General features: G+C 34.3%; 26 protein-coding genes and 2 tRNA genes. 14 read left to right on the forward strand and 14 right to left on the reverse strand.

Going from position 1 to position 24,621, the window contains the following annotated elements; genetic code table 11:
• Positions 1–75: 75 nt before the first annotated feature.
• Positions 76–675 carry a Crp/Fnr family transcriptional regulator gene (locus AC106K_RS04255; protein ID WP_071447167.1) on the reverse strand — a complete coding sequence of 200 codons (600 nt, stop codon included), beginning with the start codon at positions 673–675 and terminating at the stop codon, positions 76–78.
• A 47-nt stretch (positions 676–722) separates the two neighbouring features.
• Positions 723–1,607, reverse strand: coding sequence for an AraC family transcriptional regulator (locus AC106K_RS04260; protein WP_071447165.1), 885 nt, complete (start codon positions 1,605–1,607; stop codon positions 723–725).
• 98 nt (positions 1,608–1,705) lie between these two features.
• Between AC106K_RS04260 and ccoN the strand changes: the two genes are divergently transcribed.
• The 3 genes from ccoN to ccoG are packed head-to-tail and all read left to right on the forward strand — an operon-like array spanning position 1,706 to position 5,641.
• Positions 1,706–3,967 carry a cytochrome-c oxidase, cbb3-type subunit I gene (gene ccoN / locus AC106K_RS04265; protein ID WP_071447163.1) on the forward strand — a complete coding sequence of 754 codons (2,262 nt, stop codon included), beginning with the start codon at positions 1,706–1,708 and terminating at the stop codon, positions 3,965–3,967.
• An 11-nt stretch (positions 3,968–3,978) separates the two neighbouring features.
• Entirely contained in the window at positions 3,979–4,155 is a 177-nt protein-coding gene (locus tag AC106K_RS04270) for a cbb3-type cytochrome oxidase subunit 3 (RefSeq protein ID WP_083383414.1), read from the forward strand.
• A gap of 28 nt (positions 4,156–4,183) precedes the next feature.
• Positions 4,184–5,641 (forward strand): cytochrome c oxidase accessory protein CcoG, encoded by a 1,458-nt coding sequence (gene ccoG / locus AC106K_RS04275; RefSeq protein ID WP_071447161.1) that lies wholly within the window; start codon positions 4,184–4,186, stop codon positions 5,639–5,641.
• A 689-nt stretch (positions 5,642–6,330) separates the two neighbouring features.
• Here the strand turns inward: ccoG and AC106K_RS04280 are convergent.
• The 5 genes from AC106K_RS04280 to AC106K_RS04300 are packed head-to-tail and all read right to left on the reverse strand — an operon-like array spanning position 6,331 to position 11,100.
• Positions 6,331–6,675 carry a hypothetical protein gene (locus AC106K_RS04280; protein ID WP_071447293.1) on the reverse strand — a complete coding sequence of 115 codons (345 nt, stop codon included), beginning with the start codon at positions 6,673–6,675 and terminating at the stop codon, positions 6,331–6,333.
• 13 nt (positions 6,676–6,688) lie between these two features.
• Positions 6,689–7,102: a hypothetical protein gene (locus AC106K_RS04285; protein ID WP_034870146.1), complete on the reverse strand. Its 414-nt coding sequence runs from the start codon at positions 7,100–7,102 to the stop codon at positions 6,689–6,691.
• Between the two features lie 23 nt (positions 7,103–7,125).
• The gene (locus AC106K_RS04290) at positions 7,126–8,715 is read right to left on the reverse strand and encodes an efflux MFS transporter permease (protein WP_071447294.1); all 1,590 of its coding nucleotides are present in this window, start codon (positions 8,713–8,715) and stop codon (positions 7,126–7,128) included.
• Entirely contained in the window at positions 8,716–9,774 is a 1,059-nt protein-coding gene (locus AC106K_RS04295) for an HlyD family secretion protein (protein WP_071447295.1), read from the reverse strand.
• Between the two features lie 3 nt (positions 9,775–9,777).
• Positions 9,778–11,100 (reverse strand): TolC family protein, encoded by a 1,323-nt coding sequence (locus AC106K_RS04300; protein WP_071447296.1) that lies wholly within the window; start codon positions 11,098–11,100, stop codon positions 9,778–9,780.
• Positions 11,101–11,233: 133 nt separating this feature from the next.
• Between AC106K_RS04300 and AC106K_RS04305 the strand changes: the two genes are divergently transcribed.
• From AC106K_RS04305 to AC106K_RS04355, 11 genes are all read left to right on the forward strand, one after another.
• Complete coding sequence (locus AC106K_RS04305) at positions 11,234–12,025, forward strand: helix-turn-helix domain-containing protein (protein ID WP_071447297.1); 792 nt, start codon at positions 11,234–11,236, stop codon at positions 12,023–12,025.
• 624 nt (positions 12,026–12,649) lie between these two features.
• A complete protein-coding gene (locus AC106K_RS04310; protein WP_071447298.1) occupies positions 12,650–13,036 on the forward strand; it encodes a group III truncated hemoglobin in 387 nt (128 codons plus the stop codon).
• 527 nt (positions 13,037–13,563) lie between these two features.
• A complete protein-coding gene (locus AC106K_RS04315) occupies positions 13,564–13,995 on the forward strand; it encodes an RrF2 family transcriptional regulator (RefSeq protein ID WP_069214536.1) in 432 nt (143 codons plus the stop codon).
• Between the two features lie 55 nt (positions 13,996–14,050).
• A complete protein-coding gene (locus AC106K_RS04320) occupies positions 14,051–14,512 on the forward strand; it encodes a hypothetical protein (RefSeq protein ID WP_071447299.1) in 462 nt (153 codons plus the stop codon).
• Positions 14,493–15,269 (forward strand): class I SAM-dependent methyltransferase, encoded by a 777-nt coding sequence (locus tag AC106K_RS04325; RefSeq protein ID WP_069214534.1) that lies wholly within the window; start codon positions 14,493–14,495, stop codon positions 15,267–15,269. Before AC106K_RS04320 ends, AC106K_RS04325 begins: the two co-directional genes overlap by 20 nt.
• A 16-nt stretch (positions 15,270–15,285) precedes the next feature.
• Positions 15,286–15,708, forward strand: a complete 423-nt coding sequence (locus AC106K_RS04330; protein ID WP_083383417.1) for a c-type cytochrome — start codon at positions 15,286–15,288, stop codon at positions 15,706–15,708.
• A gap of 43 nt (positions 15,709–15,751) precedes the next feature.
• Entirely contained in the window at positions 15,752–16,477 is a 726-nt protein-coding gene (gene ric / locus AC106K_RS04335) for an iron-sulfur cluster repair di-iron protein (protein ID WP_071447300.1), read from the forward strand.
• Between the two features lie 12 nt (positions 16,478–16,489).
• Positions 16,490–18,733, forward strand: coding sequence for a nitric-oxide reductase large subunit (locus AC106K_RS04340; protein WP_071447301.1), 2,244 nt, complete (start codon positions 16,490–16,492; stop codon positions 18,731–18,733).
• 79 nt (positions 18,734–18,812) lie between these two features.
• Entirely contained in the window at positions 18,813–19,265 is a 453-nt protein-coding gene (locus AC106K_RS04345; protein ID WP_071447302.1) for a hemerythrin domain-containing protein, read from the forward strand.
• Between the two features lie 193 nt (positions 19,266–19,458).
• Positions 19,459–19,650, forward strand: a complete 192-nt coding sequence (locus AC106K_RS04350; RefSeq protein ID WP_482443542.1) for a hypothetical protein — start codon at positions 19,459–19,461, stop codon at positions 19,648–19,650.
• Positions 19,651–19,657: 7 nt separating this feature from the next.
• Entirely contained in the window at positions 19,658–19,906 is a 249-nt protein-coding gene (locus AC106K_RS04355; protein WP_139174032.1) for a hypothetical protein, read from the forward strand.
• A gap of 250 nt (positions 19,907–20,156) precedes the next feature.
• Here the strand turns inward: AC106K_RS04355 and AC106K_RS04360 are convergent, their stop codons facing one another.
• From AC106K_RS04360 to AC106K_RS04390, 7 genes are all read right to left on the reverse strand, one after another.
• Positions 20,157–21,512 carry a site-specific integrase gene (locus AC106K_RS04360; RefSeq protein WP_482443455.1) on the reverse strand — a complete coding sequence of 452 codons (1,356 nt, stop codon included), beginning with the start codon at positions 21,510–21,512 and terminating at the stop codon, positions 20,157–20,159.
• Between the two features lie 133 nt (positions 21,513–21,645).
• A tRNA-Asp gene (locus AC106K_RS04365) sits at positions 21,646–21,719 on the reverse strand.
• 35 nt (positions 21,720–21,754) lie between these two features.
• Positions 21,755–21,828, reverse strand: a tRNA-Asp gene (locus AC106K_RS04370).
• A 130-nt stretch (positions 21,829–21,958) separates the two neighbouring features.
• Positions 21,959–22,276: a thioredoxin gene (gene trxA, locus AC106K_RS04375; protein WP_482443456.1), complete on the reverse strand. Its 318-nt coding sequence runs from the start codon at positions 22,274–22,276 to the stop codon at positions 21,959–21,961.
• A gap of 83 nt (positions 22,277–22,359) precedes the next feature.
• On the reverse strand, positions 22,360–23,535 hold the full coding sequence (locus tag AC106K_RS04380; protein WP_482443457.1) for a cysteine desulfurase family protein: 1,176 nt from the start codon (positions 23,533–23,535) through the stop codon (positions 22,360–22,362).
• 2 nt (positions 23,536–23,537) lie between these two features.
• Positions 23,538–24,005 carry a hypothetical protein gene (locus AC106K_RS04385; protein ID WP_482443458.1) on the reverse strand — a complete coding sequence of 156 codons (468 nt, stop codon included), beginning with the start codon at positions 24,003–24,005 and terminating at the stop codon, positions 23,538–23,540.
• Positions 24,006–24,029: 24 nt separating this feature from the next.
• Positions 24,030–24,617 (reverse strand): HAD-IB family hydrolase, encoded by a 588-nt coding sequence (locus tag AC106K_RS04390; protein WP_047099028.1) that lies wholly within the window; start codon positions 24,615–24,617, stop codon positions 24,030–24,032.
• Between the last annotated feature and the right edge of the window lie 4 nt (positions 24,618–24,621).

A 24,621-nucleotide genomic window follows, 5' to 3' on the forward strand; every position in this document is an offset into this window, starting at 1 on the left:
TAACTTTTATCTACTTAAAATTATCCCGAATATTTATATTTTAATTATGATTTCAATCACAACTGTTTAATTTATTTAATAGTAAATTAATCCTTTTTTTATCCTAAGTAAATTGTTTTTTTCCATTAATTTAATTACTCGTATAACAGTTTCTACCCGCAATCCGGTTAGATTAGCCATTTGTTGGCGTGTTAATGGAATAATATATTCCGAATCTAGATCATTCTCTATGCAATAGATATTCTTAAAATAATTCATTAACGTTTTAAGTCTCATACTAGGATCATTAGAAAATATATGTTGCGACATAATCATTTTATAATATAGTCTGCGTGAAAGACTTTTGTTAATTTCTATCGCATATTCAGGATGTTCGGCCAACAGCTTAAAAAATTCTTTAGAAGAAATCTGTATAATCTTACAGTCTGTTAAGGCTACAGCATTAGTTGGATACTTTTCATTAATAAATAATAAGACTTCGCCAAATCCTTGTGGTGCATTAATAATATTCTGAATGAATTCTTTTCCATCTTCACTGTAATTATTAAGTTTAACTATTCCTGATATAATTTGAAAATAACTGTTACAAGTCGAGTTTTCCTCATAGATAAAATCCCCACTATTATACTGTGCGATATTATAACTATATTTTTTTATATGTTTTTCAGAAATCATTTTTATTAATGGTAAATTATTAAATTTATAATATTATTGAATCACTTTTAAAACTTATTATAATACTGCTTTCGAAAAGCATCGGGAGTAAATAATGTATATTTCTTAAAAAATTTAACAAAGTAGGACGGGTCTGAATAATTTAATGTTTCAGCAATACTTGTAATTGATAAATCAAAATTTACCAAAAGTCTTTTCGCTTCCAGAATAATTCTATTTCTAATAATTTCACCCGCCGATAAATTAATTTGCTGCTTACAAATGAAATTCAATTGGTTAGGGGTTATATTTAAAAAAGTAGCATAATCTTTGGGTAATTTATATTGATGAAAATTACTTTCTACAATCTCAATAAATTGCTTTAATATTAAAGAATTATAATTCGTGTTAATAAAGATAGTTTTGGAGGTAATATCCTTCCCTGCAAGTGCACAAATTTGGAGTATTAAGGATGCAATCATAATTTGCGACCAAGGTTGAGTATCGGTCATTTCTTCAATAATATCTTCAAAACAAAGTTTCAACTTAAGCTGATTTTGTATGGAAATACTTACCATTTGATCACTTTCAAATAGATTAAAAAATGGAAACTGATCAATTAACGAAGAATTAATCTTAAGTTGATCAAAAAAGGTGGTTGAAAAGTTAATTACATAACCTTCTGTATTTTCATCCAATCTCCAACTATGAACCTGATCTGGCCGCATAAAAAAAATCTTTTCAGGAGTTACTTCATATGTTTTGAAATCGATTAGATTTTCACCATATCCTTTTACAAAATAGGTAACATGATAAAAAGAATGTCGGTGAACTTTTGTTGTTCCAGGATTTCGGTCTAAAAACTCTGAAAATCTATCAATGGTAAATACTTCATTAATCGAATTACACGTCGACAGGCCTTCAATTTCAAATGTAGGATAAACCTCCTTCATACCTTATTAATTATAATATTTTAATCATCATAAAAATAACTATTTTTTCGATGATTAACACCATAAATAAATAATAGTGGTATATTAACTTTGACGTAATGGAAACACAGAAATTTTACTATGATAATACCATAGTGCGCGCATTTCTATATGCAACAATAGTTTTTGCCTTAATAGGATTCGTTTTTGGACTGACTGCAGCTCTGCTTTTGTTTTACCCTGAACTACCCGAATTTATTTTTGGAACAGATGATGAATCTATTAATATCCTAAGAAATGGAGGTATTCAAGCATTAATAGATACTAATGGCGCCTTCGGATTTGGCCGAATAAGAATGTTACATACAAATACTGTAATTTTTGCATTTGTTTGTAACAGCTTTTTTATTGGTGTATATTACTCTATACCCCGACTTTTAAAAACCGAAATGTTTAACAAAACATTAAGTTGGATTCATTTTTGGACATGGCAGTTAATGGTAGTAGTGACCTTTATTACTTTTTTCATGGGAATCAATACATCAAAGGAATATGCTGAACATGAATGGCCCATCGATATACTTCTTACTTTTTCATGGGTCATTTTTGGAATTAATATGTTTGGAACCATTTCAAGAAGAAGGGTTAGGCATCTATATGTTGCAATTTGGTTTTATTTGGGAACTTGGATTGCAGTAGCAATGCTTTATATATTCAATAACCTTGAAGTCCCTTTATCATTTACAGGATGGAAATCATATTCTGCTTATGCTGGAGTAAAAGATGCCATTGTGCAATGGTGGTATGGTCATAATGCAGTTGCATTTATTTTAACCACTCCAATTTTGGGGTTAATGTATTATTTTTTACCAAAAGCAGCCGAAAGACCTGTTTTTTCATATAAACTCTCAATTATTCATTTCTGGTCATTAATTTTTGTATATATCTGGGCGGGACCACACCATCTTCAATATACAGCAATACCAGCATGGGCACAAGCTGTAGGTACTGGTTTCTCAATTATGCTAATTGCTCCCTCATGGGGAGGAATGCTTAATGGATTATTGACACTGAGGGGATCTTGGGATAAAGTACGAGAAAATCCTATTTTAAAATTTTTTGTCGTTGCAGTTACTTGTTATGGTATGGCAACTTTTGAAGGGCCATTATTGGCAACTAAAAACATCAACAAAATCGGTCATTTTACCGACTGGGTGATAGGTCATGTTCACCTCGGAGCATTAGGCTGGAATGGTTTTATGGCTTTTGGTATGATCTACTATCTTATTCCAATTCTATGGAGAACAAAAATATGGTCTGTTAAGTTGGCGAACTGGCATTTCTGGTTAGGAACTTTAGGAATTATTTTCTACGCAGTACCAATGTATATTTCAGGATTTACACAAGGCTTAATGTGGAAACAATTTAACCCGGACGGGACATTATTGTGGAAAAATTGGTTAGATACAGTAACGGCAATTATCCCCTATTTTAAAATGAGATTTTTAGGTGGGTTATTTTACTTTTCAGGTGCTATTTTAATGGTTATCAATCTCGTGGCTACTGTTAGAAAAGGATCATTCCAAAAAGAAGTTCTGGCAGTAGCACCAACTTTGGCAAATATCAGTAAGAAAAGAAAAGAAGGAGAGGGTATACACCTTTGGCTGGAAAGATTACCTATCTTATTCACAGTATTATCATTTATAGCAGTATCGATTGGAGGAGCTGTGGAAATAATACCAACCTTGATGCTTAAACAAAATGTACCGACAATTTCAGCCGTCAAACCATATTCTCCTTTAGAATTAGAAGGCAGAGATTTATACATCCGCGAAGGTTGTAATGCCTGTCATTCCCAAATTGTAAGACCATTTCGAGATGAGATTGTAAGATTTAACGGCAAAAATGGCCAGTACTCTAAGGCAGGGGAATTTGTTTATGACAGACCATTTCTTTGGGGTTCAAAAAGGACAGGACCAGATTTACATAGAGAAGGTGGTAAAAACCCAAGTTCTTGGCATTATAAACATATGTATAATCCTAGGTCCACATCGGCAGGCTCTATTATGCCTCGTTATCCATGGTTAATAGCAAATAATTTAGATCGTTCTAAAATGATCGATAAACTAAAATTCATGAAAAATACATTTGATGTACCTTACAGAAAAGCCGAAATTGATTCAGCTGACAAATGGGCAGATAATCAAGCATCTAAAATAGTAAAAGACATTTTTTCAGAGGCTACAGACTTAAAAGAAGCCTATACTAAAAGACCACAAGGTGAATTAGAAAAGAAAGAAATTATTGCACTTATAGCCTATCTTCAAAGATTAGGTACGGACATAAAAACAACTGATATAAAAACAGCTGATAACAATTAAATATACATGAAATGATTCCTCAAAACTTTAAAGACATATTATCAAATACTGATTATGCAGGATTTTATCAAGCGTTATCTACGATTATTTTTTTATTATTTTTCGTTACTATCATACTTTATATTTTTACTAGACCAAAAAAATTCTATCATGAAGCAGAGCATGCTCCTCTCCGTGATGATCAATAAAATTACAATTTATATATACTAAACTGAAATGTTAGAAATAAATGAAGAAGTCGCTCGCGGCGGACAGGGACAAGTTTTAAACCCTGAGACTTATAGAGATTCTATAGGGACAATGGAACAATCAGGAAAGAGAAAATGGGTTTTCCCAAAAAAACCAAAGGGTAAATACACCAATTACAGAGAGCTAGTAAGCTATATTCTCTTGATTATATACTTTGCTATTCCATTTATTAAAATTAATGGAAACCCTTTCTTTTTGTTAAATGTCATTAATGGAGAATATTTTATTGCGGGACAGCCTTTCTATCCACAGGATTTTTTTATTCTTACTCTAGGTGCTATTGCTTCTCTTATTTTCATTATTGTTTTCACTATTGCCTTTGGAAGAATTTTTTGTGGTTGGATATGCCCCCAGACAATTTTTATGGAATCGGTCTTTCGAAAAATAGAGTTTTGGATTGAGGGTGATCGCAATAAACAAATGAGACTTGATCGACAAGAATGGAATACTGAAAAAATTTGGAAAAGGGCTCTAAAATGGTCTATTTATATTGTCATTTCTCTCATCATCACCCACATTATGTTTATGTATATTGTTGGTTATGAAAAGGTGTTTAAAATCATCTCAGAAGGGCCGTTTGCGCATATCACCAACTTTATTGTTATGATTCTTTTTACAGCCACTTTTTATTTTGTGTTTGCATGGTTTCGAGAACAAGTTTGTACATTGGTTTGTCCATATGGAAGATTACAAGGTGTATTAATTGATAAGGAAACTATTAATGTTTTTTACGATTTCAAAAGAGGTGAAAACCGTTCCAAATGGAGGAATGGGGAAGACAGAAGAGCTACAGGAAAAGGTGACTGTATCGATTGTTATCAATGTGTAGCAGTTTGCCCTACAGGAATCGATATTAGAGACGGTCAGCAATTGGAATGCGTAAATTGCACAGCGTGTATAGATGCATGTGATGAAATAATGGAAAAAGTAGGTCTACCAAAAGGGTTGATCAGATACGCATCAGAAAAAGAGATTGAGACAGGAGCTCCTTATAAGTTTACTGGTCGAATGAAAGGTTTTGCAGCAATTTTGATATTATTGATCGGTTTTTTAGGTTTTCTTCTATCAAGCCGAGGAGAAATGGAAGCGAAGTTTATCAAGCCAGCGGGTAGTACATTCTTTGTAAAAGAAGGAAAAATTATCAACACATATAATTACACGTTTCTCAATAAAACAAATAATAAAAAAATTGTTACCATAAAGGTTATCGAACCGGCGCACGCTGAAATTAATTATAGTGCTTCTAGTAAAATAATTGTGGATCGTGATAAAATATCGAAAGGAACCATCAACATTAGCTTTCCAGAATCACAAATGAATCTATCTAAACAGAATATTACCATAGGTGTATATGATTTGAATGGGAAATTAATTGATTCTTATCAGACTTACTTTGAAGGGCCATTTAAATTACAAATACCTTAAAATATTAAAGTGTTTTAAACTATAGCTTTAGTGTTTAATTTATCACCTATCCAAACATGAATTTTAAAAGATGAAAATGGATAGGTGATTATTTTTTTTATAAATTACTTTCATTTAATTTAATATTTTCCACATGATGATGCAATTATAAGGTCGAAACAAAGAGAGTAGTGAAAAAATAAAATCTTGTTAAAAATCAAAAGTTTAAATATTATAAATTTGAGAAAAAGAAATAAAGTTCCAGCTTGAAAAATCACATATTTATACAAACAAAACATATACACAATAAAATAATTCATAAAAACAACTACTTGTCTTCTTATGGGTCTGTTTATTATCTTAAATCTTTTCTGTAATCTTATAAAACCTTGAAAAATTACCAAAGTAGTCAGTTAAAAAAGAATAAATATAAAATATTAAAAGTCAGTTAAAAAAAATCTTAAGTTTTTAAAGACTCAAAATATCAAGCATAAATTGTTATTTACACAGTATGTAGAATACAATATTATTTTAAATTCTAAATAAAGTAATTAAAAATCGATCGTAAATAAAATTAATTGTAAATTGACGCGTAGTACTATCCCACCATATGAATTAGTCAATACTTAATCTGACAGTTATAATCAAATTAAATAACTTTAAAACAGATTAAGTATTGACTAATTCAATTAACGAGTAAAATATTTTTCTTATTTTTTATTCCAAAAACACAAATTACAAATTTCTTTTATTCCATTTCTAATTTTCTTGAACAATTCTGAGAATTCAATAGTATTCTGAGCTATGTCAATTGAGGTAGCTATTCCTTTTATATTGTTATTTGCATTTGATATTGCAAAAACATAAATTACTTCAGAGTTGTCGTCATAACATTTATATATTTTATCAACTTTAAACCCCAAAGCAGGAATTTCAGAGTCTTTTGCTTTAATATTATTTATTAAAGCAAAAGACTCTGTTAATTCATTTTGCAAAAGATATCCATTATCTAAAAGCTCTGATATTGTTTCGCTCAAAATTCTTATTTCCTCCATATTTGATATATTCTTACTCCCAACTGCCCTGCATCGAAATACTTAAACTATCGGTTTCAATCTCCATATCAATAGGGAAAACAATTTTATAGTCATCCATATCAATATCACATCTTCCAATATATCCTGAAGTCTCACCCCAAAGTTCTAAGTGATAATTTTTACCATATAGATTCATACTTGGCGAAGGATACATCTTTAAAGTTGCTGGCAATGGTAATACACTTGGATATTCTTCAGTTTGTGCAATCGACACAGGTAAATCTTCAGAAAAAGCCTTTATATATAGTTTTTGTTCTGGTAAGCTTTGTTTCTTTGAATATTCAAGAAGTTTTACTGTTTTTAGATGAAAAGTATTATCATCATTATTACAGGAAACAAGACCAATTAATATTGAAAGACTGATTAATGTCTGTTTTAATTTCATAATATAAGTACTAATTAAAAAGTTTAAGCCGGTGAAAGTCTTCGGGATCTAAGATATACCCGAGTTCTATTGATATACGGAAATATTGCAATAAGTACCATGATGATTAATAAAAAAATTGCCATCATCTCGTAATAATCCATAGCAAAGCGAATTTGAGTTTGTGTATTAAGGTGTTTAATAAGTAATTTCTCAGATCCTTTGGAAGAGATTCCCTCTACCATACCTTTAGCATTAAGCTTTGTATTTTGTTTATTTAAAAAGTTTTTTACCATAGGATCTATTCTTGTTAAATGATCCTGAAAGGCATTATAATGCATACTTTTCCTAAAAAGCTCGAAATAATTTATTATAGCAATACTTGTAGCATAACCAAAATACCTTATAGCTAATGCGGCGGCGGCGGCGGATGGACCTAATGAAACTGGCACAGAGGAAATAATATAGACAATAGTGGGAACCATGATAAAGCCCACACCCATTCCCTGAAGAAATAATGGTAGAAAATAATTAAATTCATCAGCTTCTATGTCAAAGAGATAATACATATTTATATGGAAAACAAACAGCAAACAAAATCCTGATAACCAAATATTTCTGATTTTCTTTTTTTGCAGGATCATTGCAGCAGAAATAATAACTCCAGTTATTATTCCCAAAATATTAAAAACATTAATATAAGAGAGATAAAAAGGATCAAACTTCAATACTCCAGTAAAGTAGTTATTGGTAATACCTGATGCAAAACGACAAATATACATAGCAAAAAGAACGATTAAACCTACTTTACAATTTCGATAAGAAAAAATACGTAAATTGATATAAGGTCTCTTCAATGATTTCTGACGAAATATAGAAATAATTAACAAAATTATTATAGTAAATAAACTACCGGAAATTCTAATATCATCAAACCAATAATACTCTTGTCCAAATACATTAATATATCCTATAAGTGATAGAATAATACTATACAATACAAAGCTTTGCCAATCCAATTTGTATAAAGGAAATTTAACTTGTAATCTAAAAGAATTCATTCCTGTTATTATAAACAACAAACATGGGAAGAAAGAGAATATTGCAAACTTATAGACGATGTTAAAGTTGTAGGAATCTATTAGTTCTGATGTAATCAGATTATTGAAAGGTAAAGCACAGAGTAATGTACCAAAAAATACTGAAAAACCAATCTCTCTCGCACGTTCACTTTTCAACCTTGTGAACATTAATGATAAAGAGATATTTACATTGCATGCAAATAACATTCCTTGTATAAATCTTAAAGGAAATAATATATAAACATCTTTTGTAATATAACACACCAAACAGGCAAGCATTTGCAGAGTAGTAAAAATTATAAAATATTCTTTTGCAGCTAGGTAAGTAAAAAATCTTCTTTCCAGAGAATAAAATCCAACATATCCAGCGTAAAAAAGCGCCACTGCAAACTGCATGTCTGCAGGTTCACTTCCATAATACCCTGCTGCTGCATTAATGTTAGCTAGGGGAAGAAAAAAAATTACAATTCCAGGTAGAGTCATAATGAAAAGTACTATTTTCACCATCCAGTCAGGAATCCAAGGTTTAAATATTGGGATTGCTGTATTCATTTAACTATGTTTTTTAGCCGCAAATACGTTAACATTCATACCTACCTTTAAAACATTTATCTCTTTCCGGGAACCATCTACTCGTATTCTTATTGGAATACGTTGAACAATTTTAACATAATTACCTGTAGAGTTATCAGGTGGGAGTAACGAGAAGCTCGAACCCGTAGCTGGAGAAAGAGAAATAATAGTCCCTTTAAATTCTTTGTTGGGATATGCATCTGCGATAATCTTTACTTCATCACCTATTTTCATATCCTTAATTTGAGTTTCTTTATAGTTTGCAACAACCCATTTATCTGTATCGTCATTCACAATAAAGGCAAGAGTTTCGCCTGCATCAATCATTTGACCTACTTCAACTGTACGCCTTCCCATTCTTCCATTATAAGAAGCCGTAATATAAGTATAAGTAACATCTAATTTATGTCTGTTTAGTAATGATTTTAGCCGTTGAATCTCCGCTTTTACAACTTTTTTTTCTGCTCGGATATCTCCGATTTTTGAGAGTGACGCAGCGTAGTTTTCTTGAGATGATTTATATTCACTTTTATCTACATCAAGTTGTGCCTGAACCTTTTCTAATTGTTGTTTAGTAGCCGATTCTTCGTTATATAATTTCATATATCTATCATAGTCCAATCCTTGTTTCCATACTTTTGCTTTGGTTGCCGCAATTTGTGCCCTAGAAGAAGAAGCTTCATTCTCCAATGTATTAATGGTACTCTCTAGAACAACAATTTGAGCCTCAGCTTTTGCAAGAGATGCTTGTGTTTGTTCTTGTTGAAGAACATATTCTCTATTATCAATTACCAAAATTGTATCTCCTTTTTTTACATTTTGGTTTTCTTCAAACTTAACATCAACAATAAAACCTCCAGCTCTGGAAATAACAGGATTAACATATTCTTGTATTTGCGCATCATTTGTCTGCTCATATCGATAATAATTAATTAAAGTTTTCGCACCCCAGACTATAAGCCCTAAGAGAATTAAACTTGCAATCCAACCTGTAATTTTAGTAACAAACCTGTCAGTTACCGTATACTTTTTTTTCATGATTTATAAAATACCTATAATGTTTTGTAGTAAGTAATATTTGTTTTGCGCCATTATTTTTGCAGCTTCAAGCTCAAATTTTGTCTGCAGAAGTTGTACATCTGCATCTAACAAATCTGTAATTAAAGAAGTCTGATTAAAGTAAGTGTTTTTAATAATTCTTGCATTTTCTCTTGCATGAGCTTGATTAGCCTCGGCTACTTTTATCTGTTCCAAGGCTTCTTGATATCTAAGGAAGGCTTCCTTTACTTGCTGTCTTACTTGATCTTCGGTATTTTTATGGCTTTCTTCTTCTTTTTCAAACTCTATCTTTGCAGCTCTTACTTTATGGGTATTATGATAAAAAGAAGATAAATTGAAAGACGCTTTTAAACCTACCACTCCTAAAGAATACCAATATGGATTATAAGGAAATAAGAAAATTTGTGGATTTGCATAATAAAATTCTCCGTACATTCCGATCTTGGGTCTCATATTAGCTTTAATTTGATCTATTTTTATCTTACTGAGTTCAGTTTTATGCTCTGAAATATGATAATCAAACGAATGTTCTAAAGCAATTCTTAAATATTCTTCATAAGGGATAGCATTGTTCCAAACCTCAATTGGCTCTTCTGGAACCACAATTTGATCATCAGGAATTCCCATAATAATATTCAGTTTTTGAGTTGCAATAAGAATATCATTTTCTATAGTAATTAATGCCATTTCACGTCTGGAAAGCTCAAGTTCTATTCTCAAAACGTCACTCTTTAACACAACACCATTTTTTAATAAGCTGCGTATTTCTTCCAGCTGTTTTTTTTGGTCTTCAATATCTTCTTTTATAAGTTTTCTGAAAATTAATATTTTTTGTAAATCTAAATACAAATTAGCCGTCTTGTAGTGAATATCAGAAACTGCCTGCTCTTTCTCAATTTCAGAAATCTTGTGAAGTGTTTTTTCTTCCTTAATTTGTAAATTAAGTTTATTTCCATTATATAGATTAAGGTAAAAATCAGCACCTGCTCTGTAGAGTGTATGTATTACTTCATGTTGGCTAGGTTTAGAAAATAAACCATTTTCATAAATCGGTATATTACTTGCTTTTTCTGCGCTTCCTTTTATCTGCACTTCGGGAAGTCGCTCAGCTTTAAGATCTTTTACTTCCTCGGCGGAAATACCTACCTCCAAATGTTTTATTTTGATATGGCGACTGTGTTCTTCTGCTCTGTTCCAAGCATCTTTCAGTGAGAGTTTTAATGTGTCTGTATTCCAAACAGGGTTCTGGGCCCATGTCGAAAAAGTTATTCCAAACATTAGCAATCCGGTGAGATAATTTTTCATTAAAAAATTTAGAATTATTGTATTGCAAATCTACATCCTTTACATAAAAAAAAATTATCTATAATAGTCATTCTTTTCATGATTCCAGCCAAATCATTATCTTTGTATACAATAAATACATCATTGATAGATTATGGGATTAATTAATTCATTACCAGATATAGATAAGAATGATAAAAGTGTATTTGTAATGCATGAAAAATCTGAAAAATTGATTCCAGTTCATAAACACACTAAAGGACAGCTGAGTTATGTAGAAGGAGGTATAGCCTATATTACTATAAGCAATCGAACATATGTTGTTCCCGCAAGACATTTCTTTTGGATTCCACAAGGTTTAGAACATATTTTACAAATTGGTCATTCTGCCACTGTATTACGATCATTGTATTTTTTTGCTCACGACGATTTATCAAATCCTTTCTTCAGCCGCCTTGGTATCTATCCTGCCACAGAACTTTTAATACAAATGATCAAATATACTGAAATATGGGATGAAAAACATGTAATATCTACTGATGAAAATTTTGAATTTTTAGTAGCATTAAAAAAAATTCTACCTAAGACCCATCAACACCCATTGCCTATCATTCTTCCAACCACCCAGAACAAGAAAACTATGAATATTGTTTCATATCTTGAATGTACAATAGAAGAAAAGCATAGTCTTGCCAATGTAAGTAAAAAATTCGGATTGAGCGAACGCTCTCTATCGCGTCTTTTTAAAACAGATCTGGATATTTCTTTCCTCCAATACCTGAAAACATTAAGAATTATCAAAGCTATTGAACTTCTTCTTAATACAAATAGATCCATTAATGAAATTGCATATAACGTGGGCTATAGCTCTATTAGTTCATTCAGCGATACTTTCCATGAGTTTACCCGATCTAGACCTTCGGATTTAAGGAAATTAAATAATTAAATATTGTTCCTTATGGTAATCAAAAATATAAACATCATAAAGGTTAATTCTTTGAAAATAATTATTCTCAAAAATTTCGCAAAATGAAACTAATTAAATGATATAAATTGTTATCATAATAAATCAAACATCTTTTCGCTAGGCACTGGTCATCTGTTAAATACTGTCTTTCATATTTTATACAAATAAAGATGAATCACTTTATGATAATTTCATAGAGCAACTTTTATCTTTGCAAAATTGTATTGATTATTTCAATTTAAGTTAGTGTTTCAAACGGTTTCATATTTTATTAAAATAAAATTTTGTTAACACGTATCACTATAATGTAAGGCATATGATAAGCTTCCTTGTTCTAAATCTAAGAAATCCTTTATTCAATTCTTTCAACTTAAATTTCAGCTCAAAGTTGAAATATAAAACTCAATTCCTTTGCTTTATTTTTTTAATATGTTGAACAGTTTAAATTATTAATATTAATTCTATTTAAAATTTCATCTTCTTTTTGAAAATAAAGTATACTAACGAAAAAAAAGCAATAAAAGACAAAATTATCTTTTATTGCTTTTTTTTCATACCTTTGAATTTGTAAAATTCAAACTTAAATATTTTATTTTTTTCATTATGAAAAATGATATCTACGATCTCCATGATATAAAAATTCTGATAGATTCATTCTACGGAGAAGTACAAAAAGATACATTAATTGGTGGTATTTTTCATGGAGCTATCCAGAACTGGCCAGTACATTTGGAAAAAATGTACACCTTTTGGCAAACTGTTTTATTGGGAAAGCATACTTACAGTGGAAGTCCATTTTCACCTCATGCTCAAATGCAGCTTGATACCATTCACTTTGAACGTTGGTTATATTTATGGTCGAAAACCATAGATACGTATTTTGAAGGAGAGACTGCAGAAGAAGCTAAGTGGAGAGCTGAAAAAATGGCATCACTCTTCCTTATAAAGATTGAGCATCTCAGAAATCAAGGTTCTAAATCGTTAACATAAAAAATGGAGCATAGTGGGAAATTCTTACTAACATTGGAGCATTCAATAAGGAGTTGCTAAATGGAACATTAACATTAAACAAATATTTTTTTAATCAAATAAAAGACACTAAAGTCTTTTAATAATCAATTTCATATATGACAAACGAGCAAAAAAAACTGGTAAAAGGCACTGTACCTGTATTAAAAGAACATGGTATTTTATTGACAACACATTTCTACAACCGTATGTTTCAGCATAATCCCGAATTGAAAAACATATTCAATATCGGGAGATGAGTTAATTCTGAGAGATGTATTCGGAACAGTATCATATAAGGGAGAAGTGATACCTTTCATGAGTTTACACAATCCAGGCCATCAGATCTCAAGAAAAGCAGTAAAGCGTTCCGTACTCCTTTTGCAACCTTCCCATAAAGATGCGTGTCAAATCTTTTCATGATCTTTATCAAGCTTCATTAAAATAAAAGAGTTTTTTATCTTTTATTAAAAATAAGTTTATATATTTGCCCTATAAAATCAGTTACAATGTTTTCCAAAACCTGCGAATATGCTTTAAGAGCTTTAATTTATATTGCCCAGCAGTCTAAAAATGACAGCAGAGTCGGAATCAAGGACATTTCAAAGAGCATTAATTCTCCTGAGCATTTTATCGCGAAAATCCTTCAGGACCTGAGCAGAAAAGGATTTGTACAATCCGCAAAGGGACCGAATGGAGGGTTCTATATGGATCAGAAAAACCTGGACACCAGTATTGCTGATATTGTAAGGGTAATTGACGGTGATAAACTGTTTTTCGGATGCGGACTCGGGCTCGATCAATGCTCTGAAATTCATCCCTGCCCTCTCCATGACCAGTTTAAAAGTATCAGACAGGATCTTCGCATTATGCTTGAAACATCCAAAGTACAAATGTTTGTAGATAACCTGGATTTAAAATTGACCTACCTTAAAGCATAAAAAATTTAAACTAATAAAAAATAAAAAGGTCTTAATGTATTAAATAATCAAAAAAATGAAACTCTGTCTTAAAAGTCCTGTTGTACTCATGCTATTCTGTCTTATGGCAGGAATGTTTATAACAGTAAGCTTTGTAGAAGCTCCCCTGAAGTTTCAGGTAGAGGGAATAACCCTTTCAACAGCTTTGAGGCTGGGAAAACTGATGTTCGGAATCTCTACAAAAATACAGGGCCTATTTCTGATCCTGATTCTGATATTCATGACAATCAGCCAGAGCCACTATACAAAATTGGATTTTACAATCATCATTGTTTTACTTTCTATCCTGGTCTTAGAACAGTTTTGGATGCTTCCGGTTTTAGATGAACGGGCAGATCTCATTTCGTCCGGTAAGCCACTGGCTCCTACTCCGCTGCATGATTATTTTATTTATGCCGAAACAGCAAAAGCCATCATTCTGATCCTGGCTGTTGTATTACAATTTAAAACCCAACCCAATGAAAACAGATCCTATTGAAAAAATGTCCGCCCACTGGCTGCTGGCCAAGATCGGTAAAAAAGTCCTTCGTCCGGGAGGTTTAGCGCTTACCCGAGAGATGCTGGCTATGCTGAATATTACCCCCGATGATCGTGTAGTCGAATTTGCTCCGGGTCTTGGTTTTACCGCAAAACTCACTCTGGAAAAAAATCCGGCATCTTATATAGGCATTGATGCCGAACAGGAGGCTGTAAACCTGTTGAAAAAGAATTTCAAATATACTTCTGCACAATTTCAACTGGGAAATGCGGCGCAGAGTTCACTAGCTGATCAATCCACCGATAAAGTATATGGTGAAGCTATGCTGAGCATGCATGCCGATCACAGAAAATCTGAGATTATTCAGGAAGCTTCAAGAATCCTGAGACCTCAGGGCTTTTATGCCATCCATGAGCTGGCCCTCGCTCCTGACAGTCTGGATGAAAATGTAAAATTCCAGATTCAGAAAGAGCTCGCTTTAACCCTGAAGGTAAATACCCGCCCACTCACCATTCCGGAATGGACTCATTTACTGGAAAAAGAGGGATTTAAAGTTTTAAAAACAGAAACAGCACCGATGCACCTGTTGGAAATTAAAAGAATAATCAGCGATGAAGGCTTTTCCGGATTCCTGAAAATCGCAGGAAATGTGGTCACGCAACCTAAAATCCGTTGCAGGATAATGCAAATGAGAAAAACATTCAAAAAATTTGAGAACAACCTTTGTGCGGTGTCCATTCTTGCACAAAAAGTATAAATCATTATCAATTATTATGAAAGCACAACTTATAAATACAGCAATGATTTTGAGTGTATTAGCAATAAACTTATCATGTTCTGACAAAAGCGGAACAACTCCTATACCAGTACCTGAACCTTCCACAGAACAGACGCCGTCTCAACCTGTCAGTGCCCCCGAACCGGCTGTTGCCCCAAACACTTCCGGTAATCCCAGCCTTACATTGATTGAAAGAGCGGATTGCCTTGCCTGTCATAAAATAGATGCCAAATTAATCGGACCTTCTTACCAGGATGTAGCTGCAAAATACACCGAAAAAGATATTGATCAGCTGGCTCAGAAAATCATTGACGGAGGAAAAGGCAACTGGGGCGATATTCCGATGACGCCTCATGAAGGATTAAGCAAAGACGACGCTCAACAGATGGTAAAGTACATTCTTTCGCTCAAAAAGTAATCAAAAAAATTTAAAATAATAAAAGACAAAAAAGTATTATATTATGGATACAAGAACAGATTTAATAGGAAATATGGTAGCAGAAGACTTCAGAACCGCTGCTATCTTTAAAAGACACGGAATCGATTTCTGCTGCAAAGGCGGAAGAACGATAGAAGAGGCCTGCAGCAACAAGAAACTCGATCCTGAAAAAATTTATGCAGAACTGGAAGCAATCCCAAAAAACGAAGGCTCTTCCATCGATTTCAACAGCTGGCCACTGGACCTTCTGGCAGATTATATTGAGAAAACGCACCATCGTTATGTAGAAGAGAAAACTCCTGTTTTGCAGGCTTTCCTGGATAAACTATGTAAAGTTCACGGAGGCAGGCATCCTGAATTATTCGAGATCAACACCTTATTTAATGAATCAGCCCACGACCTGGCCGCTCATATGAAAAAAGAAGAGCTTATTCTGTTTCCTTTTGTAAGAAATATGATTAAAGCTAAAATATCAGGCAGCCATCTGCCACAACCAGCGTTCGGCACCGTAGAAAACCCGGTGAATATGATGCAGCATGAGCATACTGTGGAAGGAGAACGCTTCAGAAAAATAGCGGAGATCACAGATGAATATCTTCCCCCTGCCGATGCCTGCAACACATACAAAGTAGCCTTTGCCATGCTCCAGGATTTTGAAAATGATCTGCACAAGCATATTCATCTGGAAAACAATATTCTTTTCCCAAAGGCCATTCAGCTGGAAAAAGAATTCACTGTTGAATCTTAAAAACTGCTCCGAATGACACCTAAAAAACTTTGGATAGGACTTGCTATTGTGATGATTGCCTCATTTGCAGTTCTTATATTTTACGGAACCGAAATCTATAGAAAAGTTCCTCCGATTCCGGATCAAATAGTAAGTACAGACGGGACAGTGATTGCCACGGGACAGGACATTAAAGATGGTCAGAATGTATGGCAGTCTATTGGAGGACAGACCGTGGGAAGCATCTGGGGACATGGCGCTTATATTGCCCCTGACTGGACTGCCGATTATCTTCATCGGGAAGCGGTTCTTCTGCTTGACGAACTGGCCAAAAAGGAAGGTAAGACATACAAAGAACTTCCTGATGATGAACAGGCAAAGTATCAGGTACTGCTGAAAAAGGAGCTCCGTACCAATACTTTCAATGAAAATAAAAATGAGATCGTCTTTTCTCCTGAAAGAGCAAAAGTACAAAAGCAGCTTTCTCAATACTACTCCAGATTATTCATGAATGATCCTTCCATGTCGGAACTGCGTGATCAGTATGCCATTCCCAAAAATACCATCAAAGATAGCGGAAGGATGGCCAGAATGAATACCTTTTTTGCATGGAGTACCTGGGTTTGCATTACAGAAAGACCCGGAGATGATGTCACCTATACCAACAACTGGCCTCATGATGAGGCTGTAGGGAATATTCCGCCTCCATCGCTCCACCTGTGGTCAGGATTCAGTGTACTGTTACTGTTGGCTTGTGTCGGGCTTCTGGTATTTTATCACGCAAGGAATAAAGAGGAAGAAATCAACGAAGCGCTTCCTCTTGAAGATCCTCTGCGGAATATGAAGCCTACACCATCTATGAAAGCTACTTTAAAATATATCTGGGTGGTTGCCTTACTGATCCTGGTTCAAATGCTTGCCGGAGTCATTACAGCCCATTACGGAGTCGAAGGAAGTGGTTTCTACGGCATTCCTTTAGATCAGTTTCTTCCTCAATCTGTTTCCAGAAGCTGGCACGTCCAACTGGCGATATTCTGGATTGCTACCTCATGGCTGGCTACAGGATTGTATATAGCACCAGCGGTTTCGGGATATGAGCCCAAATATCAGAAATTAGGTGTCAATGTATTGTTCGGAGCGTTACTGATCGTTGTGCTGGGATCTTTAACCGGGCAATGGCTGGGAGTGATGCAAAAATTAGGGTTGGTAGATAACTTTTTATGGGGACATCAGGGATATGAGTATGTAGAACTGGGGAGAATCTGGCAGATTTTATTGCTGATCGGGCTGATTCTCTGGCTGATTTTGATGGTAAGAGCATTACTTCCTGCTTTAAGACGTAAAGACGGAGACCGCCACTTACTCCTTTTGTTTACTCTTTCTTCTGTAGCAATTGCCATGTTCTATGGCGCCGGTCTGATGTATGGAAGGCAAACTCATATGGCTATTGCCGAATATTGGAGATGGTGGGTTGTACACCTTTGGGTAGAAGGTTTCTTTGAAGTTTTTGCTACCGTAGTGGCGGCATTCTTATTTACAAGATTGGGATTATTACACCTGAAATCCGCTACCAATGCCGTATTATTTTCTACTATTATTTTCCTTGGCGGAGGTATTTTAGGTACTTTCCATCACCTGTATTTCAGCGCTACGCCTACTGCTGTGCTTGCTTTGGGAGCTACCTTCAGTGCATTGGAAATTGTACCTCTTGTCCTGATTGGTTATGAAGCCTATCAGAATTATCAGCTCAGCAAATCTACAAAATGGATTCAGGCCTACAAATGGCCAATATATTGTTTTATCGCCATGTGTTTCTGGAATTTCCTAGGAGCAGGAATCTTCGGATTTGCCATCAATCCTCCGATTGCCCTGTACTATATCCAGGGATTAAACACAACGGCTGTTCATGGTCATGCTGCTCTGTTCGGAGTATATGGAATTTTAGGAATCGGATTGATGATGTTTGTTCTCAGAGGTCTGTACCCGGACCGCCAATGGAATGACAAATTAATAGGTTGGGCTTTCTGGCTGACCAATATCGGATTATTGGTTATGGTGACAATAAGCCTTCTTCCTATAGGTATTATGCAATCGGTAGCCTCTATTAAAGAAGGATACTGGTATGCCCGTTCCGCAGAATTTATGCAGACGGATATCATGCATTTCTTAAGATGGATGCGGGTTCCCGGCGATATTTTACTAGCTGCCGGAGAATTTCTGCTGGTTGTTTTTATCATCGGGTTAAAATTCGGCTGGTCATTGAAAGAAAAACGATAATATAATCTTTACTTTAAACCTCATAGGTTTCAGAAACTTATGAGGTTTAGTTTTCTTTTTTTATTTTAATTAAAAAATCATGAAGCGTAACCAAAATATAATTCTTCTTTCACGGGATCATCATTTCGGATTACTTTGCAGCTGGAAAATCAGACAAGGACTGAAGAAGAAAGTTGAAAAGGACAGAATTATAAAGTATATTCTTCACTTCTGGCAGAATCATCTGGAAGAACATTTCAGAGATGAAGAACAGGTCCTTTGTGCTCATCTTGAGGATGAATATACTGAACGCATCAGGTCAGAACATGCTCAGATAAAGGTACTGACTTCTCAAATCGAACACTCGGAAGATACCCGTCTACTTTCTGATTTTGCGGAACTTCTTGAACAGCATATCCGTTTTGAAGAACGGAACTGGTTTCCCCATTTGGAGGAAAAACTTAACCATGCTGTTCTGGACAGGATCGGAAAAGAACTGGATCATATTCACCATGAGAAAAAAGATGTTTATGCTGATGAGTTCTGGAAATAACTTCTATTAATATTGTATCTTTAAACTATAATTCCGGAAAAGTTTTAAAGCAGTATGGATGCATTATCAAAGAATATGAATGCGGAGATTTTATCTATGAGGAAGGGATGAAAAGCAGTTCTTATTTTCAAATCTTATCGGGAAAGGTAAAGCTGAACAATTTCAGCGAAGATGACCGTAATTTATCCAGAATATCTTTGAAGCTCCGCAATCCTTCGGAGAAGTATTACTCTTCATTAAGGAAACCTATCCCACCAATGTCATAGCATTAACGAATTGCAGCATTTTTGAGCTTCCCTCCAAAAAATTTCTTTACCCTGTTGAAAGATCATCCACAATATTCGGCAAAGATCAACGAAAATCTTTCCCGGCGATTTCATTATAAAATGGTAATGTCACGACATATTTTCTCTAAAGATCCCAACATCCGACTTAAAGTTTTAATGGACTACTTCAAAGATACCCGTTATGTAAAAGATAAACAAACAGAATATCTGGTTCGTCTAATCCGCAAACAAATGGCTGATCTCACGGTATTACGTTTAGAAATGGTGATCCGTGCCATTAAAGCGATAGAAAAAAGAATCTTCTTACGATCAGGAACAAACAAATTTACTATTAAGTTGAAAACTCATTTATGATTGAGATCACAATCGTAAAAGGTGACAATATATTATAATGTAACGAATTATATCTTTACGTAGCAAAAAAAATTAAATTTAACTTACACACATCCTAAACTAATTGTACAACTTGATTTTTGGATTATGGACCATAATTTCTTGATCTAAGGGATAGTAGGTAATTATTTTAAGATTGATAATTTTCGCATGTAATATGTCCCTTCTGCATTCTGTCATTAGTACAATTTATTTTCTGAAAATAAATCCATCATCCAATCTTCTTCATTATCCCCTTTTTCTCCAAAACACTCTTCAAAATCAACATATCTTCACTTACTTTCTTATCCAAAATCTTTGCATAATGCTGTGTGGTTTTCATGTTTTTGTGCCCTAACATCTTACTTACACTTTCCATTGGAACTCCGTTAGCCAAAGTTATTGTTGTCGCAAAGGTGTGACGTGCTATATGATAGGTTAATTCTTTATTGATACCACACAAATCAGCAATTTCTTTCAGATAAGCATTCATTTTTTGATTGCTGAGAATAGGAAGTAATCTTCCACTATTTACACAGGTCGGATGATTTTTATATTTTTCAACGATATATTCTGCTTGGGCAAGCAATGGAATATTAGAGGTTGTTTTCGTTTTTTGTCGCTTGATAAAAATCCATCGGGTTCCATCTAATCCAATATTGATGTTGTTGGTAGTTAACTTTCGAGTATCAATATATGCTAGCCCCGTATAGCAGCTAAATAAAAAGATATCTCTGACCAATGATAGTCTCATATTTTTGAAATCTTTGGTAAAAAGTTTTTCTAACTCCTGCTCATTAAGAAATACTCTTGTTACTTCATCAAATTTTGAATCATAATTCATAAATGGATCTTTTTCCAACCAATCATGATTCAAGCAAATTCTGATGATCTTCCCAAAGTTCATAACATACTTTACGGCTGTATTATTACCACAAAGTTTTTCAGTTCGTAAAAAAAATTCAAAATCATTGAGAAAGGCATAATTAATTTTTCTAATATCAATATCAGAAATATCATATTTCCACCGCAAAAATTCTTTGGTATGGCTTAAGCAGGTTTTATAGCGGGTTAAGGTTCCCTTAGCATACTCCTTCCCTACTAACTTCTCCATCCTCTCATTATGATCCTGAAATATTGGGATCAACATTCGATTTTTTTGATCTCTGCCCAATAGTCTGTTCTTAATAATTTCACAGCTTACCGGTTCACTTTCTCTTATTAGTTCATGATAGGTATCATAAATTTTCTGCTCAAATGTTTTAAGATAAAAATTTAGTGATTTGCATTCTTCTGAAGACCCTTTTACACTTTGAGCCGGGGAGTTCCATTTAGAAGGTAATACAGTCCGTTTTGTACTGATTTCAGAAATTTTTCCGTCAATAGTAATTCTCATGTAGATGGGTGCTTCTCCCTGAGTGTTGATTTTAGCTTTTTTGAGATAAAAAAGTAGGTTGAATGTCTTATTCATATGTGCCGTTTTTAAAAATTTCAAATTAAAATCATTAAAAACATCCCACAAGATGTTCAATTTCTGAACAAGCCCATGAACAGGCTTTTTTCTTACTTTGCAGTGACCTTTTTTCAACCTTTTAAACAGGTCACTGAATAGGTCACTTTCAGATTGTGGTTTTTTAGCTCCATTTGGAACAGGCACAAAACAAAAAATGCTGTAAAACATCTATTTTACAGCATTTTGTACTATTTTGATTAAATAGTTGCGATCCGGACGGGACTCGAACCCGCGACCTCCGCCGTGACAGGGCGGCATTCTAACCAGCTGAACTACCGGATCTAATTTTGTTTTAAAAGTAAATTGATAAACTTTTGCGATCCGGACGGGACTCGAACCCGCGACCTCCGCCGTGACAGGGCGGCATTCTAACCAGCTGAACTACCGGATCATGTTTTGTGTGAAAGAACTTCGTTTCTTTTTCGTGGTTGCAAAATTACACCTTTTTTTAATACCTGCAAATTATTTTCAAAAAAAATACCCTCCAATTACGGAAGGTATTCATTATCACAATTGTTTTTTTACAAGTGAGCGCTTAATTTTTCAGCGATTACCTCTTTTGGAGTTACACCTACTAGTTTGTCTACTACCTCACCGTTCTTAAAAATAAGAACTGTAGGGATATTTCTGATACCATACTGCATCGAAATTTCCTGGTTGTTGTCCACATCTACTTTTCCTACTACTGCTTTTCCTTCAAAATCTGATGCAACTTCTTCGATGATTGGTCCTAAAGTTCTGCAAGGTCCACACCATACTGCCCAGAAGTCTACTAATACCGGTTTTTCTGATTTTAAAACCGTATCCTGAAATGAGCTGTCTGTAATTTCTAAAGCCATTTTTGTCTCTTTTATTTTAATTAATATTATTTTCTTTTTCCCATCTGTTGAGTCCTCAAAATTACGACTTTTACATCATAAGACTATCTATGCTCAACATTAGTTTTTTCTATAGTGTAATCGCTTGAAATTTCCTTTAAAGCATCCACTAAGGTATCAATCTCTGCCTTGGTCGTCATATGGCTGAAAGAGATACGTAACGGCGTACAGTGATCCATTTCATCCTCAGAAAGTACCATCATCATTACCATGGAAGGTTTTGATGCTCCCGAAGAACATGCACTTCCCTGAGAAATTGCAATTCCTTTCATATCCAGCTGAAGCCCGATCAATGGGTTTTTATAAGGCAATAAAGCGCTCAATACCGTGTAAAGGCTGTTTTCTTTCTCAGCACTTCTTCCGTTGAATTTGATGCCTTCTATTTCAGCAGATAATCTTTCGATAGCATAATCTTTGATGTCCTGCATATGTTGGGTATATTCCTCCATATGATTCAATGAAAGTTCCAATGCTTTCCCAAGTCCTACGATACCGCTTACATTCTCTGTACCGGCTCTCAGACTTCTTTCCTGAGGCCCACCGGTAATAATTCCTTTAAGGCCTGTTGCTTTTCTTATAAAAGCAAAACCTGATCCTTTAGGCCCATGAAATTTATGAGCACTGCAAGAAGCAAAGTCTACAGGAATATCAGAGAAATCAAGGTTCATATGAGCCATGGTCTGTACTGTATCTGAATGGAAAAGTGTATTATGTTCTTTGCACAGTTCCGCTACCTTTTTAAGGTTCATCAGATTTCCTATTTCATTATTGGCGTGCATCAAGCTTACCAATGTCTTTTTATCTGAAGCTTTTAAAAGTTCTTCTAATTTATTGAGATCAATATCACCCTTTTCATTCGGGCGGATATAGCTCACTTCTACTCCTTTTCTGGCTTTCATATCCAGAATACTTTCAGAAACACATTTGTGCTCCAGAGGAGAGCTGATGATCCTTTGTACGCCGAGATGTTCTACAGCGGATTTGATGATCATGTTGTTTGATTCGGTTCCACAGGAAGTGAAAATGATTTCAGCAGGAGTTACATGAAGATAGTCTGCAACCTGTCTTCTTACATTTTCAATAAGGATTTTTGCTTCCTGCCCAAAGCTGTGCGTTGAAGACGGGTTTCCGAAATTCATTTTCATAGTGCCCACCATTGCATCTATGACTTCTTCTGCAAGCGGAGTGGTTGCGGCATTATCTAAATATACTTTATCCATTATTATTTTGAATATTTTAATTCTACGGAGGTAAACTGGTAATCTGCAGGAACGGTAAAAATAATCCAGGGATTAGACATCACCTGAATTTCCATTCCACCGGACGGTTCCCCGGCCGGAACTTCAACATATAGGATCTTGTTTTTCACGGATACATCTCTGATTTCTGTGATCCTGTGACTTCCTGATCTGAAGCTGCCTAAGTTGTATACAACAACTTTTTTATTCTTTGGAAATTTCGGATAATCTGTGGCGGGTTCTTTCCCGAGATTCACCCATCCGAAACCTGTTTTTATCGTGTTACGAAAATCCTTCTCGTCTTTAAGGATTCTAAAGCCAGGCTGATCTGCCCCGCCCTGCGATTCCGATATAAGAAGTTCTGCCTTTTTCTGCATAGAAGAATCCTTTTGAGACGGTGCATTCGCACAACTCATCAGAATAATCATCAAAGCAAATAGCAGACTTTTCATTTTTTACACTTTTACCTCCCAAAATTAATGAAAAAATTGGTAATGTCCCTCATTTGCCCACTTCAACATTGGCCGATCGCCGGAAGTATCACCAAATGCGATAATTTTATCGTACCTGGAATCGTTGATTTCTTCTTTTATCCGCACCAGTTTTTCTTTTCCGTTACAGTTTTTACCGATAAAGTTTCCTGTGAAAACACCGTTCTTAAACTCTGCCCGTGTAGAAACAAGCTGCATTTTCAGTTCATCGGCAAAAGGCTTCACCCAAATATCCAGTGACGCGGTTACCAATAAACTTTGTGTATTATTCCTATCGATATTTTTTATAAAGTCGAGTGCATTCTCCCGTACGATTTTAGGATAGTGATGTTCAAAAAACTGTTTAGACTTCAGCTCTATTTTTTCCTGAGTTTGTCCTTTCAGAATGGAGCCGATAAAGCTTTTCTTCACTTTTTCTGTTTCAGCCAGTTTGAGTTTCAACAGAATGAAGAGCGGCACATGTCTCAAAAATTGTATCCGGTATTTTGTAGAATCGTAGAATTTAAGATACATAAACATGGTATCCTTATACGTCAGTGTCCCGTCAAAATCAAAACAATACAATTTTTTCATTTTT

It is taken from the genome of Chryseobacterium sp. FR048, assembly GCF_056844665.1.

Bases quoted from the DNA above. Each gene is read 5' to 3' on its own strand.
- AC106K_RS04255 (WP_071447167.1), bottom strand. From the start codon at position 675: ATGATTTCTGAAAAACATATAAAAAAATATAGTTATAATATCGCACAG.
- AC106K_RS04260 (WP_071447165.1), bottom strand. From the start codon at position 1,607: ATGAAGGAGGTTTATCCTACATTTGAAATTGAAGGCCTGTCGACGTGT.
- ccoN (WP_071447163.1), top strand. From the start codon at position 1,706: ATGGAAACACAGAAATTTTACTATGATAATACCATAGTGCGCGCATTT.
- AC106K_RS04270 (WP_083383414.1), top strand. From the start codon at position 3,979: ATGATTCCTCAAAACTTTAAAGACATATTATCAAATACTGATTATGCA.
- ccoG (WP_071447161.1), top strand. From the start codon at position 4,184: ATGTTAGAAATAAATGAAGAAGTCGCTCGCGGCGGACAGGGACAAGTT.
- AC106K_RS04280 (WP_071447293.1), bottom strand. From the start codon at position 6,675: ATGGAGGAAATAAGAATTTTGAGCGAAACAATATCAGAGCTTTTAGAT.
- AC106K_RS04285 (WP_034870146.1), bottom strand. From the start codon at position 7,102: ATGAAATTAAAACAGACATTAATCAGTCTTTCAATATTAATTGGTCTT.
- AC106K_RS04290 (WP_071447294.1), bottom strand. From the start codon at position 8,715: ATGAATACAGCAATCCCAATATTTAAACCTTGGATTCCTGACTGGATG.
- AC106K_RS04295 (WP_071447295.1), bottom strand. From the start codon at position 9,774: ATGAAAAAAAAGTATACGGTAACTGACAGGTTTGTTACTAAAATTACA.
- AC106K_RS04300 (WP_071447296.1), bottom strand. From the start codon at position 11,100: ATGAAAAATTATCTCACCGGATTGCTAATGTTTGGAATAACTTTTTCG.
- AC106K_RS04305 (WP_071447297.1), top strand. From the start codon at position 11,234: ATGGGATTAATTAATTCATTACCAGATATAGATAAGAATGATAAAAGT.
- AC106K_RS04310 (WP_071447298.1), top strand. From the start codon at position 12,650: ATGAAAAATGATATCTACGATCTCCATGATATAAAAATTCTGATAGAT.
- AC106K_RS04315 (WP_069214536.1), top strand. From the start codon at position 13,564: ATGTTTTCCAAAACCTGCGAATATGCTTTAAGAGCTTTAATTTATATT.
- AC106K_RS04320 (WP_071447299.1), top strand. From the start codon at position 14,051: ATGAAACTCTGTCTTAAAAGTCCTGTTGTACTCATGCTATTCTGTCTT.
- AC106K_RS04325 (WP_069214534.1), top strand. From the start codon at position 14,493: ATGAAAACAGATCCTATTGAAAAAATGTCCGCCCACTGGCTGCTGGCC.
- AC106K_RS04330 (WP_083383417.1), top strand. From the start codon at position 15,286: ATGAAAGCACAACTTATAAATACAGCAATGATTTTGAGTGTATTAGCA.
- ric (WP_071447300.1), top strand. From the start codon at position 15,752: ATGGATACAAGAACAGATTTAATAGGAAATATGGTAGCAGAAGACTTC.
- AC106K_RS04340 (WP_071447301.1), top strand. From the start codon at position 16,490: ATGACACCTAAAAAACTTTGGATAGGACTTGCTATTGTGATGATTGCC.
- AC106K_RS04345 (WP_071447302.1), top strand. From the start codon at position 18,813: ATGAAGCGTAACCAAAATATAATTCTTCTTTCACGGGATCATCATTTC.
- AC106K_RS04355 (WP_139174032.1), top strand. From the start codon at position 19,658: ATGTCACGACATATTTTCTCTAAAGATCCCAACATCCGACTTAAAGTT.
- trxA (WP_482443456.1), bottom strand. From the start codon at position 22,276: ATGGCTTTAGAAATTACAGACAGCTCATTTCAGGATACGGTTTTAAAA.
- AC106K_RS04380 (WP_482443457.1), bottom strand. From the start codon at position 23,535: ATGGATAAAGTATATTTAGATAATGCCGCAACCACTCCGCTTGCAGAA.
- AC106K_RS04385 (WP_482443458.1), bottom strand. From the start codon at position 24,005: ATGAAAAGTCTGCTATTTGCTTTGATGATTATTCTGATGAGTTGTGCG.
- AC106K_RS04390 (WP_047099028.1), bottom strand. From the start codon at position 24,617: ATGAAAAAATTGTATTGTTTTGATTTTGACGGGACACTGACGTATAAG.